This window comes from Thermoanaerobacterium aotearoense (assembly GCF_009905255.1).
Classification (GTDB): domain Bacteria; phylum Bacillota; class Thermoanaerobacteria; order Thermoanaerobacterales; family Thermoanaerobacteraceae; genus Thermoanaerobacterium; species Thermoanaerobacterium aotearoense.
In genome coordinates, this window is sequence record NZ_CP047602.1 from 2,189,381 (window position 1) to 2,205,769 (window position 16,389).

At 32.7% G+C, this 16,389-nt stretch carries 23 protein-coding genes; 2 read left to right on the forward strand and 21 right to left on the reverse strand.

Translation table 11 applies throughout. From position 1 onward, the window contains the following. Window positions 1-40 precede the first annotated feature (40 nt). From GSH73_RS10825 to GSH73_RS10905, 18 genes are all read right to left on the reverse strand, one after another. Window positions 41-910 (reverse strand): hypothetical protein, encoded by an 870-nt coding sequence (locus tag GSH73_RS10825; protein ID WP_014757996.1) that lies wholly within the window; start codon window positions 908-910, stop codon window positions 41-43. Then, window positions 907-1,701, reverse strand: coding sequence for an ImmA/IrrE family metallo-endopeptidase (locus GSH73_RS10830; protein WP_014757995.1), 795 nt, complete (start codon window positions 1,699-1,701; stop codon window positions 907-909). Before GSH73_RS10830 ends, GSH73_RS10825 begins: the two co-directional genes overlap by 4 nt. A 13-nt stretch (window positions 1,702-1,714) precedes the next feature. After that, window positions 1,715-2,089: a helix-turn-helix domain-containing protein gene (locus GSH73_RS10835; RefSeq protein WP_014757994.1), complete on the reverse strand. Its 375-nt coding sequence runs from the start codon at window positions 2,087-2,089 to the stop codon at window positions 1,715-1,717. Between the two features lie 194 nt (window positions 2,090-2,283). Next, the gene (locus tag GSH73_RS10840) at window positions 2,284-2,691 is read right to left on the reverse strand and encodes a GNAT family N-acetyltransferase (protein ID WP_014757993.1); all 408 of its coding nucleotides are present in this window, start codon (window positions 2,689-2,691) and stop codon (window positions 2,284-2,286) included. Between the two features lie 187 nt (window positions 2,692-2,878). Continuing rightward, window positions 2,879-3,004, reverse strand: coding sequence for a hypothetical protein (locus GSH73_RS13735; protein WP_014757992.1), 126 nt, complete (start codon window positions 3,002-3,004; stop codon window positions 2,879-2,881). Between the two features lie 18 nt (window positions 3,005-3,022). After that, window positions 3,023-3,673: an HD domain-containing protein gene (locus GSH73_RS10845; RefSeq protein ID WP_014757991.1), complete on the reverse strand. Its 651-nt coding sequence runs from the start codon at window positions 3,671-3,673 to the stop codon at window positions 3,023-3,025. A 93-nt stretch (window positions 3,674-3,766) separates the two neighbouring features. Beyond that, the gene (locus tag GSH73_RS10850) at window positions 3,767-3,925 is read right to left on the reverse strand and encodes an aminoglycoside phosphotransferase (protein WP_014757990.1); all 159 of its coding nucleotides are present in this window, start codon (window positions 3,923-3,925) and stop codon (window positions 3,767-3,769) included. Between the two features lie 25 nt (window positions 3,926-3,950). Beyond that, window positions 3,951-4,382 carry a GNAT family N-acetyltransferase gene (locus tag GSH73_RS10855; RefSeq protein ID WP_014757989.1) on the reverse strand — a complete coding sequence of 144 codons (432 nt, stop codon included), beginning with the start codon at window positions 4,380-4,382 and terminating at the stop codon, window positions 3,951-3,953. A 413-nt stretch (window positions 4,383-4,795) separates the two neighbouring features. Continuing rightward, a complete protein-coding gene (locus GSH73_RS10860) occupies window positions 4,796-5,260 on the reverse strand; it encodes a GNAT family N-acetyltransferase (RefSeq protein ID WP_014757988.1) in 465 nt (154 codons plus the stop codon). Between the two features lie 106 nt (window positions 5,261-5,366). Further along, window positions 5,367-6,173, reverse strand: a complete 807-nt coding sequence (locus tag GSH73_RS10865; RefSeq protein WP_014757987.1) for an HAD family hydrolase — start codon at window positions 6,171-6,173, stop codon at window positions 5,367-5,369. A 158-nt stretch (window positions 6,174-6,331) separates the two neighbouring features. Continuing rightward, window positions 6,332-7,369, reverse strand: a complete 1,038-nt coding sequence (locus tag GSH73_RS10870; protein ID WP_014757986.1) for a S66 family peptidase — start codon at window positions 7,367-7,369, stop codon at window positions 6,332-6,334. 2 nt (window positions 7,370-7,371) lie between these two features. Continuing rightward, entirely contained in the window at window positions 7,372-8,220 is an 849-nt protein-coding gene (locus GSH73_RS10875) for a class I SAM-dependent methyltransferase (protein ID WP_014757985.1), read from the reverse strand. 273 nt (window positions 8,221-8,493) lie between these two features. Continuing rightward, a complete protein-coding gene (locus tag GSH73_RS10880; protein WP_014757984.1) occupies window positions 8,494-9,330 on the reverse strand; it encodes a DUF1848 domain-containing protein in 837 nt (278 codons plus the stop codon). Between the two features lie 62 nt (window positions 9,331-9,392). Continuing rightward, on the reverse strand, window positions 9,393-9,860 hold the full coding sequence (locus GSH73_RS10885; protein WP_014757983.1) for a DUF5680 domain-containing protein: 468 nt from the start codon (window positions 9,858-9,860) through the stop codon (window positions 9,393-9,395). A gap of 18 nt (window positions 9,861-9,878) precedes the next feature. After that, on the reverse strand, window positions 9,879-10,139 hold the full coding sequence (locus tag GSH73_RS10890) for a hypothetical protein (protein ID WP_014757982.1): 261 nt from the start codon (window positions 10,137-10,139) through the stop codon (window positions 9,879-9,881). Between the two features lie 60 nt (window positions 10,140-10,199). Continuing rightward, window positions 10,200-10,418, reverse strand: a complete 219-nt coding sequence (locus GSH73_RS10895; RefSeq protein WP_014757981.1) for a zinc ribbon domain-containing protein — start codon at window positions 10,416-10,418, stop codon at window positions 10,200-10,202. Between the two features lie 156 nt (window positions 10,419-10,574). Beyond that, window positions 10,575-10,793 carry a hypothetical protein gene (locus tag GSH73_RS10900; RefSeq protein ID WP_014757980.1) on the reverse strand — a complete coding sequence of 73 codons (219 nt, stop codon included), beginning with the start codon at window positions 10,791-10,793 and terminating at the stop codon, window positions 10,575-10,577. A 194-nt stretch (window positions 10,794-10,987) separates the two neighbouring features. Continuing rightward, on the reverse strand, window positions 10,988-11,461 hold the full coding sequence (locus tag GSH73_RS10905) for a hypothetical protein (RefSeq protein ID WP_014757979.1): 474 nt from the start codon (window positions 11,459-11,461) through the stop codon (window positions 10,988-10,990). 616 nt (window positions 11,462-12,077) lie between these two features. Here GSH73_RS10905 and GSH73_RS10910 point away from each other — a divergent pair. Together GSH73_RS10910 and GSH73_RS10915 are read left to right on the forward strand one after the other, a co-directional pair. Then, complete coding sequence (locus GSH73_RS10910) at window positions 12,078-13,367, forward strand: hypothetical protein (protein ID WP_014757978.1); 1,290 nt, start codon at window positions 12,078-12,080, stop codon at window positions 13,365-13,367. Between the two features lie 87 nt (window positions 13,368-13,454). Beyond that, window positions 13,455-14,024, forward strand: coding sequence for a hypothetical protein (locus GSH73_RS10915; protein WP_014757977.1), 570 nt, complete (start codon window positions 13,455-13,457; stop codon window positions 14,022-14,024). Window positions 14,025-14,028: 4 nt separating this feature from the next. Here GSH73_RS10915 and istB read toward each other — a convergent pair whose 3' ends face one another. From istB to GSH73_RS13470, 3 genes are read right to left on the reverse strand one after another with little or no spacing between them, the layout of a single operon-like run. Further along, on the reverse strand, window positions 14,029-14,799 hold the full coding sequence (istB, locus tag GSH73_RS10920; RefSeq protein ID WP_014757976.1) for an IS21-like element helper ATPase IstB: 771 nt from the start codon (window positions 14,797-14,799) through the stop codon (window positions 14,029-14,031). Between the two features lies 1 nt (window position 14,800). Then, window positions 14,801-15,907, reverse strand: a complete 1,107-nt coding sequence (locus GSH73_RS10925) for a transposase (RefSeq protein ID WP_200866664.1) — start codon at window positions 15,905-15,907, stop codon at window positions 14,801-14,803. Continuing rightward, window positions 15,894-16,388: a helix-turn-helix domain-containing protein gene (locus GSH73_RS13470; RefSeq protein WP_201739041.1), complete on the reverse strand. Its 495-nt coding sequence runs from the start codon at window positions 16,386-16,388 to the stop codon at window positions 15,894-15,896. The genes GSH73_RS10925 and GSH73_RS13470 overlap by 14 nt, the downstream gene beginning before the upstream one ends. Between the last annotated feature and the right edge of the window lies 1 nt (window position 16,389).

The following is a 16,389-nucleotide window of genomic DNA, read 5'->3' on the forward strand; positions in this document are numbered from 1 at the left end:
TTAAAATCTACTAAAACCTTTTTACTATAGTCCAGTATATTCAAAAGATTAAATGTATCGTGCTGTCCTTTAACATCTCTAAAAAGACAGTATTTTCTATTAATTTGTCTTGTTCTTCAATTGAATTATCCTGTTTTTTTCTCGTAAATTTTATTCTCCTCGTCTGCCTGTAATTGTCCACAAAAGCATCAATATTATCTTCGTTTATATATCCCAGCCTTGTCCATTCATAAATCAGAAAATCATTTGATTTGAAAGTTATGGAAGTGTTGCTTCTGTCTTTAAATCGCTCGTCTTTATAAAGTATTTCTTTAGCCTTAGAAACAAATTCATATGTATCCCTGTCACTGCTAAAGATAGTAATAGTATCAATGCTTCCACTGTAATAATAGGAAAGGATATAACTTAAAACGGCAATAGATATCTCTCCTGCATTCTTCTTCTGAATTCTTCCGTTTGAAAGTTTTCTTTGGTCTAGTCCCTCTTCATAAAATATATTTAGCCATTCTTCATAGGGGTCCAAGTCTTCTACAGGTCTGTTTTTTAAGATGTTTTTCTTAATAAAACTAACAAGCCTGCTCACATTGTAGCAGCAATACAAAAACAGATAGTATAATTCTGCTTCTTTGTAATCCACCAATGTTAAATAATCAACTTCATCTATAATTTGGACCTTCGAATAATGTTTTAAATCATTTATGTAACTTTTTCTATTATCACTATCACAGACCTCAACCCATACCCATTTGGGGATAAGAATCATATCATACTGGCTAAATATCTTTTCAGGGCTGACGTTCTTGCGTACCCATGTTAAAAATTCAACAGAGTTATTATCCAGGATGCAAACTTTGAGAGGCTTGCCTATAGAAAGGTATTTTTTTAATTCTTTTATGCCTTCTCCTTTCATTTGGCAAGTCCCTCCACTCCTTTTTTAATTTTATTCTTTAGCGTGAGTAGAAACTGATAATTATCTTTATGATGGGAGACATCTGGGTTTTCTTTTATAACACTTTGTATTTTCTTCTCCAACCCACCTAAACTTACAACATATGAGGGTTTTACTAACTCTGCGTCTAATTCCAAATCTATAAATTTTTGCACTAAATCATCAGGTTTATTATCAAAATGCTCTAGAATTTTTTCTTTTAAATCCAAATCATTATATTTTGTAACGGCTTCTTCAAATAGTTCTATCAGTACTGCCTTGTATGGTGCCTTATATACATCCATGCATTTTATAACTTTGTCGATAAAATTTTCATCATCTAATGAATAATAGTAGTCATAAACATTCCCAAAAATCATTTTTGCTGCAAAATAGTCTGCTCTTCTCTCGTTCAAATCCATATCAACGGCAATATTATGTGTCTCTTCCCTTAAATTAAGGTCATAGAACAAATGATATATTTCATGCCATGCCACAAAATATTGATAGACACGGGGCTGGGCTGTATTGATAACTGGTATTTTAATACTTCCCTTTGTAATAATAGCCCCGCCCCAATACTCATCATCAATAGGAATCTGGATTAAATGATTCTCTTTTAATACTGAAAAAGACAGTTTATCCTGCCCCGTTACCCCCGACTTGTTAAATCTGACTGTAAAATCATTTGTTAATCTTAATATATCATCTTTAATCAGTTTATTTTTTTCAATAACCTGCTCAAGGTTCTTACTCGTTACTAATTCCGACATAATCTGCACCTTCTTAATTGTAATACAGTTCACACATATGAACTATGTCCTCTAAAATACCAAACATTTCTTGAGCCTTAGGGTTCAGGGCATGATTTTCTGGAGCATTGTCAGACAGTGCAAAAACAAGTTCCTTTTTCGTCTTATATTTTGGAACATAGTTTAGTAGTTGTTCTTCATTCATGTCCTGGCTTTCCAAAATTTTTTGAATATGAGTTTTGAAGGTGGCAAGGCTGTCAACTTCTCCTTTTATTAATTTATCTAAAGTAGGCCGTGAAATATTAGTAAGCCTTGAAAAGGAAGACTTTGTATATCCGTTGTCTTTAATGATATTCAATATATTTTTGCCAATTAGTTTTCTATTTTCAAATAATAATTCCATGCTCATTTTTTACACCTCCTACTTTATTATACACCAAAAATGTAAAAAAAGATACGGTTTGTAAAAAATATTTTTACAAATCCTTGGGGTTATCTTTTGAGTTGTAAAATTTCCTACCCTTTTTTTCTCACTAAACTACAGGCTAAGTTTAACAGGTCTGCTTTTGCAAAATTCACATTCTTTATCCCTGCATTTGGATTCTACCCATCTATTGAGATAAACACAAAAAAATTTACTATAATTTTATTTTTAAGCCTACATGCTTCTGTGGCATATCCCATGTTCCATAAATCTGGATTAATAAAGTAGGCTAACTCAGCATTGTTATGTTGCTTTGATATACCAATAAGTCCTATATTGCCAATGTATGTTTTAGGGTCAGATTTACTAAATATACCAAATTCAAAACCTTCTCCTTTTTCAATATTTTTTTGGATATAATCTATCCACCAGTATACGGTTTCTTTAGGGTATGGGTGTGGAATCATAATTGTCATCTCTGCAATTTCCCTTCTACTTATAACAGGATGGAGTATATCAGCATCCTCTTTCGTATAAACTCTCAGAATCAACCTTTCTGTCTGAAAAAAATAACTGTCATTTCCCATTTAAAAACCCCCTTCATTACGACAAAAATCTCCATCTGGAAGTACCATATATTAATTCATAATATCTAACTACTGTGCAATGGATTATGATTATTCTATAGCACAATTTCCTTTCTGACTATAAATATTTAAACAAGTATTTCAGAGATAAAATTCCTCAATGCACTCCTTAATTCTTCATAATGTGTTAACCAAATATAAGATAATCTGGCGAGCCAGGGCCACCATTACATAGCATTATGTAATTTTCTTTGTTATTACCTGTTATTTCAGTCCATAATTTAACTTCACCATTTGTAATATAGTTCTCCAAGTAATAATATCCCTCCCGCTATTTCAAAATCTCAGTTTCATCCCATATTCCACCAGTACATTCAACACTCATTCTATTACCAAAGTTACGGACAAATTCACTTTTTTCATCATAGATTTTTTTACTAATCTCAAAATTCAATTCTTCTCGATACTTATCGACTTCCTTACTGCGTACATTTTGAAACCAGTCAATTACTTCATTAATAGTCTCTACTTCATTAATAGTCTCATCATGATGTGCTGCGTAAAAAAACCTTATCCATATGTCAAAAGTTCCAAAATGGTCAAGATGGTCAGCATCCTGATGTAATTTTATATAATCTGAAAATAAACTACGGTCCGAATACCTATCATCATGAACACTAATTATCTTACAAATTTCCTCAATCTCATACTGTGAACAGTATCCATCGAGCAATTCTCGTGTCTTTTTTGCGCCTTCTTTTGCATGATTCTCAATACCATTCATAATATCATGAAACCATGCTGCAACAGTCAGAATATCATCATGACTATCATCCTCTGGAATGATAAACTTTCTGAGTTTAATAACCAACTTTGCAACTCTTTCTCCATGATAATATTTATTACCTCTTTCTTTCCATGGATGACTGCTTTTATTGCCCAGATGTTCAAAGGATACTTCCTTAATTACTATCAAATTCATAATGTAGTTCTCCTTTACTTAATGCAGAGTTATACCATTTGAGTATATATGAATTAAAACAATCGTAGTACTCAAGCATATCATTGATATTTTTCAACATGTTGAAATATCAGATATTCTGAGTAAATGCTCTTCTCCATTATTATTCTGGACATAATATTTTGCATCCTGGGACCAGCCTTTTTCTATTTTCTTAATAATATTCCATTCTGTATATCCAGGTATATCTTTAAATTCATCGTACTGTACCAAATTTTAAGCCCCCTTTATTGCAGACCTACATATTATTTACGTACTTGCATTCGTATCTTTTAATATTCGGGTACTTCTCGCCTAAATTATTGATTTCAAATCCATACTTTCTGTAAAATCCAACTGCATCATCATCTGTTTCCGCAAGTATAATACTGGGCTTTAGACATACCAATACATAGTTAATCAGTTTGCTCCCTATTCCTAAATGCTGACTACTTTTGCTTACTGCTATATCTAATATTATAATTTTCTCTTTTTGGGCTGTATCAAGAACAATTACCCCACAGATAGAACCATCCACTATATATCCGAATGCAGCAACATTTGTGTTATTGGTATACTCATCCACTCTACTCATTAATCTTTCCTGTGTTGGATTGTACACACTTTCTGCAAGCACCCGAGTAATATCCGATGTTTTAAGAATTACCTTTATATCTCTAATCTCTTCCAAAGCCTTACCCCCTAATTGAATTTTCCCACCAATTTAAAAACTTTGTACCAAGCATTATATCATGATAATTGTTCCTTACCAACTTTGCTCTCTTAAAACATCAGATTTTACATTGCCAAAATACCAACAATGTACACAAAAAAAATACGTTCATTTAGTGGGGTTAACAATCAATCCAGATATAATGCCTTTCATCATTTGTTCTTTCAATTTTTCCATCGTTATTAAGAGCGACTTTAATTGAATTGGCATTATCGTTTCTAATTGTAAGCAATATCTTATCAATATTCATTTTCCTTGCTTCTTCAATTACCTTTTCCCCCTACACAAAATATAAATAATCTTTACTTTCCAATATTAAACGGATACGTATTTAGTAACCAAAGGTCATGCATATAATAAAAAGTTGCTTATCATAACTTTCTAAGTAGTTTTACATATTCACCATACTCATCTTCTCCCTCAAAAATCACATTTGTGAAGCCTTTTTTTTCATATAGATGCCTTGCAATTAAGTTATCTGTGTCAACTCCGACGGATATTTCCTCGTATCCGAGCCGTTTTGCATAATCAATCAAATAATCTATAATAATGCCACCTATGCCACGGTTACGGTATTCGACTTTAACAATCAACCGAGAAAGATATATTCGTTTATCAGGAATTGTATAATCAGGGTCATCATTCCTGAAAACCAGAGAACCCTCACCGATGAACTCATCATTCTCGGTATAAACAAAAGTAATTCTATTGCCGTTTACTAATTCATCATACCACTTCTTTGTCCTATCGGGATTCTTCGCCATATTCCATATGTTTGAGCATTTGTAATAGTCTTTGGGTTCTAACTTTATTATTTTATAAAGTCCCACCGCCATACCCTTCTCCTATAAATTCAAGTACTTTTGTCATTTATTTTAGTATCAGTTATGAATTTCTCTTAAACTGCTAACATCCTGGCCCATGGCTATCCTGACCATGTTGTTAATTTACCAAATCCATTAATTGATATAAATCAGTGACCATAGTTTTAACATTTGCTGCTTGGTTTCCTGAACGATTTATAAGTATGGCCTTAATATCAACTGCTTCAGAACCTACAATATCCCATCTCAGGTCATCGCCTACAAAAATACACTCATCAGCATTAAGGTTATGCTTCTCTAATACATATTCAAATATCTGTTTTGCTGGTTTTCTCCAGCCAACATCCCTGCAAAATACAGCATCATCAATATATATATTTATATGATAGCGTTTAAGTTCTTCCATCCATAATACTGCTGGGCTTCCCCAGGCAGTATTGGAAACTACTGTAATTTTCAACTCTTTCTCTTTTAGTCTCTTCAGTACAGGAAGTACATCATCATAGCAGGAAGAACGTGAAAATATTGGTTTCATAAAGCACCTGCACATTTCTAATTCGATATTAGAGTTTATATACGTTTTATTCAAATTAAAAATCTTTTTCAATCTTTCTTCGAGAGGCCTTACCGCATTATCGGCCGATTCATGATTTTCACTTTTAACCTTTTCCCATAGTTCTTCTTCAGAAGGTATCCTAAAGCCTTCACAATACAGATAATCCTTTACATTCTGAATACCTTGCTTCAAGATTGCATCAAACTCATGTCTTTCGTAATACTTTACCAGCGTATTGCCCATATCAAAAAATATAGCCTTTAACATCTTCATTCCCCCATATCTTGCAACTTTTTCAATTAGTTCTTCGTAAAAAGCATCTTTTTTCCAGTATACTCTATAAGCATTGGCGCTATCTTTTGATAACACTATTCTATATTTATCATCTACGATTTGGATAGCACAACAATTATCCTCCAGTTTCTATATAAACGATAATATGCATCAGCAGATTCCACCATTTTAGTCCATTTTCATAACTCCTTTACTAATCGAAATAATCCCTTTCTATAACAAATAACTCAGTTTCACATAAAAGGACTTTCTAATAATGTACATTCATTCGCTTCTGGGTTTAATCTCATCATACATCCCAAAGGTAGTATCACTTTTGGGTCCGTATGTCCAAAATCCATATCAACAACTATTGGAATTTCTGAAGCATTAAATTCATCTTTCACTATTCTTAGAATAATGCTATTAAGTTCTTCTTTTTCTTTATTCGAATAATCTTTAGGTCTGCCAAAAATAATACCTTTTACCTTATTAAGAACCCCTTGAATACCGTAGTTTCGCAGCATATAGTCTACTTGATTAGGCAACGGTTTTTCTTCAGATGTTTCAAAGAAAAGTATCCTGTCATTCCAAAAATCCTTATCTGGCCAGTAAGCAGTAGATTTCATGAATTCTAAAACTTCAATGCAACCTCCCCACAATCTGCCTTCTACTGTTTTGTTACCCTGTAAAAAAACCCAACCTTTTTCATTACTGTAGAATTCAGTACACTCCCCCAAGGTATCTCTGTTACTCCAATCTTTATAGCCGTTCGTCCATTCTGTATATGGAGCATATGAATAAGGGTAATCGTTTGAAAATAAAACCGTTTTAATATGTTCCGTGAACTGTAATGGTAAAGATTTAAGTTGCGCAAATCCCGCCATTACAGAAGGCCCATAAAATGTTACCATACCCATGTAATTCAGATATGTTAGAAAAGTTGTAGCATCAGAAAATCCCATTATAAACTTTGGATTTTTTATTGTCATATCAGTATTCAAGTATTGTAGAATTCTAACCGATTCGTATCCACCAATTGAAGTTATAATTCCATCAATACTATCGTCTGCAAAGGCATTATTTATATCGTCTGCTCGAAGTTTCGGGTTTTTATAAAGTTCATCTGGAGACATCCTTGCGGTTGGCATTTCTACTATATCGAGACCTATTATTTCTCTCAAATTCTTTAATCCTAACTCATAAATATCAGGGAATAAGAAAGGAAGCCCGTTTGAAGGCGAAATAATGGCTATTTTTGAACTCTGTTTTAGTCTTTTAGGCTTTATCAATTCTACCACTCCTTTTCTTTTACACCTTTTGCAAGTAGAAACTCTCCGTAGTCTAACATTGTAGGGAGACAATACGATTTCTCTTCCAATCGAATAATTGTTTTCCATGCTTCATTGTCTTTCTCAAGTAACTCAACTTTTGAACGGAAACCCGCCGTAAGGCATGGGCTGCTCCCTAACACAATATGTTTTAGCCCTGCCTTATGTAATATTTCCCTGATTTCCTTTGCATCAAAGAAATGCCTTGGCGGATGAGAAACACCAGGATGCTGCGGTAATTCACCTGTATCCACAACTTTATCAATATACCAATAATCAGGCCGTCCAAAAAAGTCTAAAATATCAAAGTTCTCTCTCCCAAGTAAAGAATGAATAACTCCCCATTTACTATTTACACTAATGAGTATTGTCCCACCTCTTTTTGTGACTCTAACAAGTTCGCTTACGCCTTTACTTAAATTATCAAGAAGGTAGTTCAGTGCAGCCCCGTAACATACAGTTGTATCAAAAGTTTCATCTTCTATCATAGACATTTCACACAAATCACCAACTATAAAATTAGAAACTCTACTCGATAATCCACTTTCTAAAATCTTGTTCCTTGCGATATTTATTTGTTCATCAGAAATATCTAACAAAGTAACCTCACTTCCAGACTGGGCAATGGCTATGCTAAACCTTCCTGCTCCACAGCCAGCATCAAGAACTTTTTTATCTTTACCAATATGTCCTTGAAGAAAGTGCCTATGCAGATGATAGTTGATTCTATCGTATGCGGTCAAATCAAGTCTCTCCCACTCCCGCATCCCATAATTGTTATAGAAATTTTTGATTTGCTCTGGATTGTACATATAAACCTCCCTCCTCCCAAATTCAGATTTTGCCCGCAGTGCATCTTTCAATTAATTTTTTAAATATAAAAAACCCCGCAGAATCACTCATAAGAGTGACTCCGAAGGGTTACAACCATTCGTGTAGGACATTCATGGTCCCTATGCTGCTCGCACATCAATGCTTAAGCATACTCACTTTTTAGCGTATTATTACATATATTTCCCATATTGTCAATACAGATGAACAAATAATTTTTCTGACAGGAAACTGTATTTCAATAACATATTCAATTATCTCGCATAGCAATAAAGGCACCCATGCCCGCAACTCTGCCCACTATATGCTCCAATATCTCTTGACCTGGTACATCCGCATCCTTTTCTTTGCCCTGCATCTTTTGCGTGGGAGGCTCTTTTACCGAACAATTCTTCAAGGTAGGTCCCGTCTATACAATGGCCCTTGTTCACCCCAGGTACTCCTTCAATAATGTGGCTGGTGCATGTATAAATTGTGACCCCGTATTTGTCTGCAATCTCTACTAATTGGCTTACAAATTCAATCTGCTGTTGCTGTGAAGGAATTGAACAAGTAAACTTCGATTCTTTCATTCTTTGTTCCACTTTTTTATACAGGCAAAGAAAACTTATGGTACAGCGATTTACCCCAAAGGAAGAAATATCCCTGCATAAAGCCTCAAACACCTTTAGCCTTGCTCTTTCAAAGTTATCTGGTGTCGGTTCGTTCTCTCCCTTGATACTAAGAATAATAGGGTCAAATCTCCAGTTTATTTGCTTAGGTGAGTACTTTAGAGCCAGTTGTTCCATCTGCCTGACTGCCTCATTTGTATCAATAACATTTGGCTCCAGAAATTTGGAGTAGCCTGTGATTGTAAACTGAAAGTATAGATTATACAGCGACAAAAATCCAGGATTTTTAAGTACATTGGCAAACGACTTTGACCACAGGCAAATTGAGTGCACCCTTTCAGGAGATAAATCCACCATGTATGTTGACTTATTGTAAGGATTTTTTACCATTACATATTTATTTTTCAGACATTCCTGAAGCCAATCATAATAAAACGCAGGAATATCCGTTCTTCTGCTGCAACTTATTATCTCAAGCATCGGTTTTGGATAATGCCTCCATAAAAAGTTTGTGTTTACGGTGTGTGTAAAAATATTGAATACTATTTTATATATCCGCCATGAAAAGACAATCTATATATTTCAATACCATCAAAGTATATTGCCTCATTCCCGTTAAACTCAGATATATCTCCCTGCCATGAACATTTATAAACAAACCTATCCTGTTCAAATAAAGCAGGTCCTCTGAATGGGTTTTCAACAGGAACTGCCTTCAATGCACTTTTCAGGCATTTGCTGAATCCTGGCGGAATTTCATCAATGAGCATTTTCCCATAATAATTCATTCCCCATATGGGCTTTTGATTTTCAAATACCACTTCTTCACCAATAAAATCAACGCTCCCAAAGTAAGAGTCTATGTACAGTAAATCCCCTTCACCATAATGTAAATCCTTTGAGTTCGGTCTTGAAGATACAGAAAGAACCCCATCTCCAGCATATGTATTCCTTTTTGCTCTGACCAGAAATTCTTTCAAAGCCAATTCTGTGCAGTTCATTGTTTTCATCACCCTTCCTGTTTATTCTCACTCTTTCTTTATTCTTTTTATAATCATTGAAATAGTAATCAATACTGTCCCAACTATAAGCAGGCTTAAGTACATAAACAACTGAAATGGCCCGCTGCCAAAATGGCTGAATGGATATGGTCCATTTATAATCCAAATATATCTTTCATAATTGCCATGAATAAAACAATATAAAATTATCGGACTAATTGTAAAGATAAATCCTAAGCCCAGCAAAAAATCTGATATAAATTTTATTAACGAGTATTTTCCCTTCACCCTTCCCCCCTTGCACCATAAACACATGAAATAAATATTACATAACATTAAAGAATAACTTTACCAGTCATTCCATTCGTCAAACCCTTCCCTTGATTCTGTAAAGAAAAACTCTGTATGCCTGCATTTAGGGCAGACATATACGTCAAAAGTCAAATGCTCTTCAATATCAAATAATGCTCCCAATATTCCCCTATTATTATCCTGGGAATCAAAGCGATATTCTTTCAGATACTTCATTTGCTCTTTACACCTTAAACACTCAAACTGCTTTTCCATTTTAAGTTATACTCCTTCCACTTTATTCTCATTAAAATCATTCTATTCTTTAATTATAATATAAAATACTTATATCCGTACTATTTTACAGTTATATTTTTATTTGACGTGTTGAGAGTAGCATAAGTTTCATTCGTCCTAACGTCTAAGATTGATTTACCCAATATAATCCTTCAAATCTCTCTTTAAATCAGCAATACTTCTATAATAGCAATCTATAAATAAAGCATTAACATCATCGGCACTGTTTTCTGGGCAAAGATTTACCCTATAAAATATATCCAGCATCTCATCGAACCCTTTATCAACCTGCACACCATTCATCATAAAAGTTTCCATTACAGTAAAATTGTCGAAAATCGTTACATCTCTCATAAAAAAATCACTCCATTCAGTTTTTGACTTAAAAGTATTATATGAACAGAATCTATCTAATCAAATTTTGGAGCGATTTTTTCTAAACTCATCCCTTTAAATCGTACTGATTATCCTCATTAAAAGGGTTTTAGCAGCCCGAATTATCTACTAAAACCCTTTTATTCCTATAATGTCTAATGATGTATCAGTAACTAATCAATATTAAATATTTTTTTCATTTCTTCATCAGATACTTTTCCCTGAAAAAATGCTTCTTCAATCATACTTAGAACCGTAAATGCCTGAAACTCTGTAAGATTTTCTAGTTTGTTAATAAGTTTTTCGCCATCAATATTAAAAATTCCATCTATAGATTCATAATAAATGGCGGCTCTAACATTTGAAATTAGTTTTTCCTTGGCTGACGAAAAATTACATAAATATGTGCTAGTAAATAGTGAAATTAGCACTAATACTTCTTCCTTAGTAAAATAGTTTTTAAGTTCATTCTTTGTCAAATTGACTTGTGTCGGTAGATAACTCAATAGATATGAAGCAATAGTTAATTCTTCCTGAGTTAATGCTTCATCTTTTTCAATTTTATTTTGGAAGTAACCACCACATTCAATAATGTTTGAGTTTGAATAAACTAATCTTGGAAAAGATTCATAAACTTTGTTAATCATATTTCATCTCTCCTTTTGTGATATTTTTATATATAACAGCGGCCACTGTTTTTTAAGTCTAACTATTTTTAGTATAACAGGTGTTTTTTTGAGTCTTCGGATTTTAAGCACTTTTTTGAAAATGTAATAAAAATGTAATATTTTAAGATTTCGTCTATGCTCTCCAAAACAACCACCTGTTTTCAAATAATTTTATTGATATTTTATACACAGAATTAAAAAAATCAAATTTTATATATTTATTTTTTTAGATTATTACAGCAAAAACAATGTTTTGAAACTTCAATGGTAGCCTAGTGGAGAGTTACATACTAATAAGGCTTATAATTTTATGCAATTTGCTTTAAATTCTTCATAATTTTTTAAAAGACTAACAATAAGAACCCACATCTACAGTTAGGTTCTTATTGTTAGTCTTTTTTACAAAAAATCTATGTAAAAATTTGATTCCAGCAACACAGCAATTATAATACTAAAAAATCAACAATGGAGTCGCTAATCAAAGCGGAAAACACCTTATTTTCAAGCGGAGATTTATAAAAATACTACGGGAAAATGCCTCAATGTAAACGGAAAACATAATATCTAGTGACTCCTCTGAAAAGGAGGAGTTTTAATGAATTCAAGAATTAACTATGAAAATCGTAAAGCATTAGGCATATCAGATTTTGAATTTTTATCACTATTTAAAAAGCCAAATGAAAAAGTATATTTTAGGCTTATTCAGGAAAAGAAGCACATAGCAAAAAAATTTGACTGTATATTAACTTTAGATGATGATTTAGAATATCCGCTTATTCAGAAGATTTTTATAAAATATCAGAAACAGGGCTACGGTGTTTATTTTGTTGTAAATAGCGGCGGACAAGAAAAGAATTCTATCAAAAGAATAAATGCACACTTTATTGATATGGATTTTGGGAAAGTTCCAAAAATCATTAACGGGGAACTCTTCAAAGACTCTGAAGGAAAAACTGTTTATGAGTATAGGAGCAAGGAAGAAATAGAGAAATATAAAATTGCTTTTCTAAAGAAATTGGAGAATTTTAAACTAAATCCAAACGTTATTGTAGAAACCAAAAACGGTTTTCATGTTTACTGGCTTCTTGACCTTGAGAAACCGCAAAGTTTGGACGCATTTACCCCACTCCAAGAAAAACTTATTGACTATTTCGCTGCTTTTGAAGAAAGAAAAGAGCATGCTGATAGCAGTGTGAAGGATATAAATAGAGTTTTAAGACTAATAAATTATAAGCATTTAAAGAACCCCAAAGACCCATTTACTATAAAGTGTATATACCTAAATATAGATGTAAAATATACTCAAGAAGATATTGCCTCTGCCATAGGATACAATATCATTGAGTTGGTCGGTAATACAGAAAGTACTGAACTAAAACCTGTTGCTGTGAGGGCTGAAACCAGCAATCTGCAAAAAGAAAGCCGTAGAGTTTATTACTCTTCAGAAATACAGTATGAGAACTTAATTCCATTTTTAAAGCAGCAGGATTTAATAAATTACCTGGGCATTGATGCAAAACCTAATGTAAACTTTAAATGCATATTCCACAATGACAATAACCCCAGTGCTGTCATAAAAAATAACGGCGGATATTACAAGTATTTTTGTAATTCTCCCGTTTGCATTTGCCATAATGATGGGAAAGGCATTGATATTATTGATATTGTTAAAATTAAAGAAAACTGTGATACTTCAACTGCTATAAGGAAATTGATTGAATACTTTCATATTGAACTAGAAGATTTAACTTGGATAAATAAACAGAATAAAAGGTTCGAAAATAACATTATGCTTTTAAGCCAACTTGACGAAAAGAAAGATGAGTTCCCAAGCCTTAACCGAATTATTAAGTTTGGCTACCCTATACTGATGCATATTTTGTAAATTGGGAAGGATGACACTAGCAACCGATTCTTTAGTGTAAAAGGGGAAAGTCTGTTTTTCTTATCTAACCGTTATTTAGCAAAAAAAATGAACAAGGATGCTCCAAATATAAATAAATATATCAATTTATTCTGCACGTTAGGACTTTTGCATAAAATCCCATACAAAGATGTGAATCAAAACCTAAGAAAAACTGCTCTTCAAATTTCTAAAGAAAATTCTCAGAACGGCATCTCCTTCTACACCGTTCCTGACTATAATGAGGCTTTTAAAATAGCAAATGAAAAGGCAAAAATAATGCTCGAATACCGCTTTACTATAAAAGGTATGAGTAAAAAATATTTAGAAAATTGCTTTGGAGAAGAGTTTGCTAATAAAATCTATCTTGTAAATGTAAAAGACAGTAAGCGAAGTGAAAACATCAGGAATGCTATAGAAAACTTTATATTGAATCAAATCAAAACATATGGCTACTGCACAAAAGATATGCTTATGACTTATAGGTTAGAAGTGGATAACTGCTATATAAGGAAGGGAGTAAAAAATTATGAATTTAGGAGAGTCCTCCCTGATATCATGCAAAAGTATGACCTTGTGCATTTGTCAAGTGAAAAATACTCCAAATTTCAATCGAATTTTCCTCCACTTAGTGTATAAAAAATTAAGCAATATTCTGACTCTTTATCCATTCCTCCGTTTCTTTAAGTCTATATGAATTTCCATTCATATTTACTAAATAGGCTTTATGCGTTAGTCTATCTACCATCGCTGCTGTCATCACTGGATCTTGAAATATTTCAGCCCACCTTTCAAATGATAAGTTTGTCGTTATTATAGTTGATTTTCTTCCTGCTCTTAATGATAAGTTTGTAAATAAAAGCTCAGATCCCTCTTTGTCAAAAGAGATATAGCCAAGTTCGTCTGCTATTACTAGGTCATATTTTGCAAATTTGTTTTCAAAAGTGTGTAATGTTTTCTCTGACCTACTTTCTTTTAATTGATTTATTAAAGTTGGAATTGTTGTAAATAGTACTCTATATCCTGCTAAACAAGCTTTTATGCCTAGTCCTATTGCTATATGCGTTTTGCCTGTGCCAGGATTACCTGCAAGTATTACATTTTGTCCATTTTTAATAAATTCAAGTGAACTTAGTACCTTTAATTTTCTATTTGCATCATCTGGTAGATACTCTACTTTTAGGTCTTCTAGGTACTTCTTATATGGAAAATTAGCTAATCTTATACGGTTTTCTTTTGCATGCTCCTGTCTTAGATCATATTCTTTTTGAAGCAATCCGTATAAGTATTCTTCATAGCTTATATCTCTTGTCGCAGCCTCCTTTGCATTTTCCTGAAAGTATTTTTTTATTCCTGGTAGTCTTAAGCTTGTTGCAAATTGTTCTATCTCTTTTGATATTTCTTTTTTGTTCATTTTAAATGACGGCCTCCTCTTTGAAATTTTCGGCCTCTTTAGGCATTAAGCTGCCGAACTTTAAAAGCATTTCTTTCGATTTATCTTCTATTTCATTATTTGTTTTTGTATTTTCTATATATTCATCAACCTTTCTTTCACATATTATTTTTATTTTATCTGTTGTTATGTCAATTGGATCTATTTTTCTTAATTTCTCAATAGCATCAAGTATTTTTTGTATACCTACTATACCTACATATTGCAAGAGATCTATAAATTCTTTCTCTTTAGTGATATAATAGGTATGGTATATTTGTTGCAACCTTGGGTCTGCCTGATTAAGCGCTGCACTTGACGGCAGTGCCCCAGGTTTTTTCTTTAGTGTATTCAAGTAGTGCTCTATTTTTATTGACCATTCGTTAAATCCGTATATTCGCTCATGTTCGGTAATTTTTACATTGCCGTAATAGCATAGTATTTTATGCGAATATATTTTTGTAAATATGATTTTGCCGACATAAGCATCCGGTACAGAATAATGACATGAGTCTATAACTATTGTTGAATATTTATCTACCCGCAAGTCTTCACATCTTGCCGCATCAAATGGTGGCAATTGGGGCAACAAATACGGTCTCTCTTCTTCAAGTATCTCTGCAGGTGATTTGTTGTCTTTTAAATGATTTTTTGTATTATTCAGTTTTTTACATACTTCATAAAGATAGTTATTAGCTTCTTCCATTGAGTCAAAGCAATCTTTATTAGAAAATGCCTTTCTTCTTACCAATTCTACACTTCTTTCAACATGTCCCTTTTCATTACCTCTATATGTATTGCAAAATCTAAATTTAAAGCAGTAATATATTGATAGTTTTAAAAGCCCTTCTGTTGGTTCTTTTTCACTCCTTCCCACAAATTTTTTGACCATAACTTTTGCGTTGTCATATACTACAGTATGATAAACGCCTTTTATGTTTTCAAAAAATGCTGCATGTGCTTCTTGAAAGCATGAAGTATCTTGTTTTGGAAAAAGTTTTGCAAACCTGTAATTACCTTTGGCGCTTGTAAATACAGCCATTTGAAATGTTTTAAGCTTGCCTTTAATAAATAACTTAACTTCTTTCACATACATCCCCAAGTTGATATTCTGCCTTTATATATGCTTCTTTTTGGTCATTTAATATTTCATTTATTGTTTGACAAACTGATGTATAACCAATGTCATAGCCTTCTTCCCTTAAGGCATTATATATATCAATTTTCTTTTTTTGTTGTTTAGATTGTCCTAAATATCTTTTTTGCTCATTTTCTCTAAGATAAAATTTTATGCGGTTTATCACTTCCTCAGTTAATTTTCTTTTATGCCTGTTTTCAACATTGTACTTAGGCTTTTCAACTATATCATCAATAATCTCTTGAATATCTGTATTTCCATCTATTTTCCCTTCATTTATCAAGTCCCTTCTCTTTTCTTCATATTTTTTAATATACTTTCTGATAACTTTTCTATCGATACCAGTTTCTCTAGATATCTGTCTTTGAGATTTACCATCTCTAATATATGATAAAATTATTTCTTGTTTGTTTAACAATGATATCAACTCCACC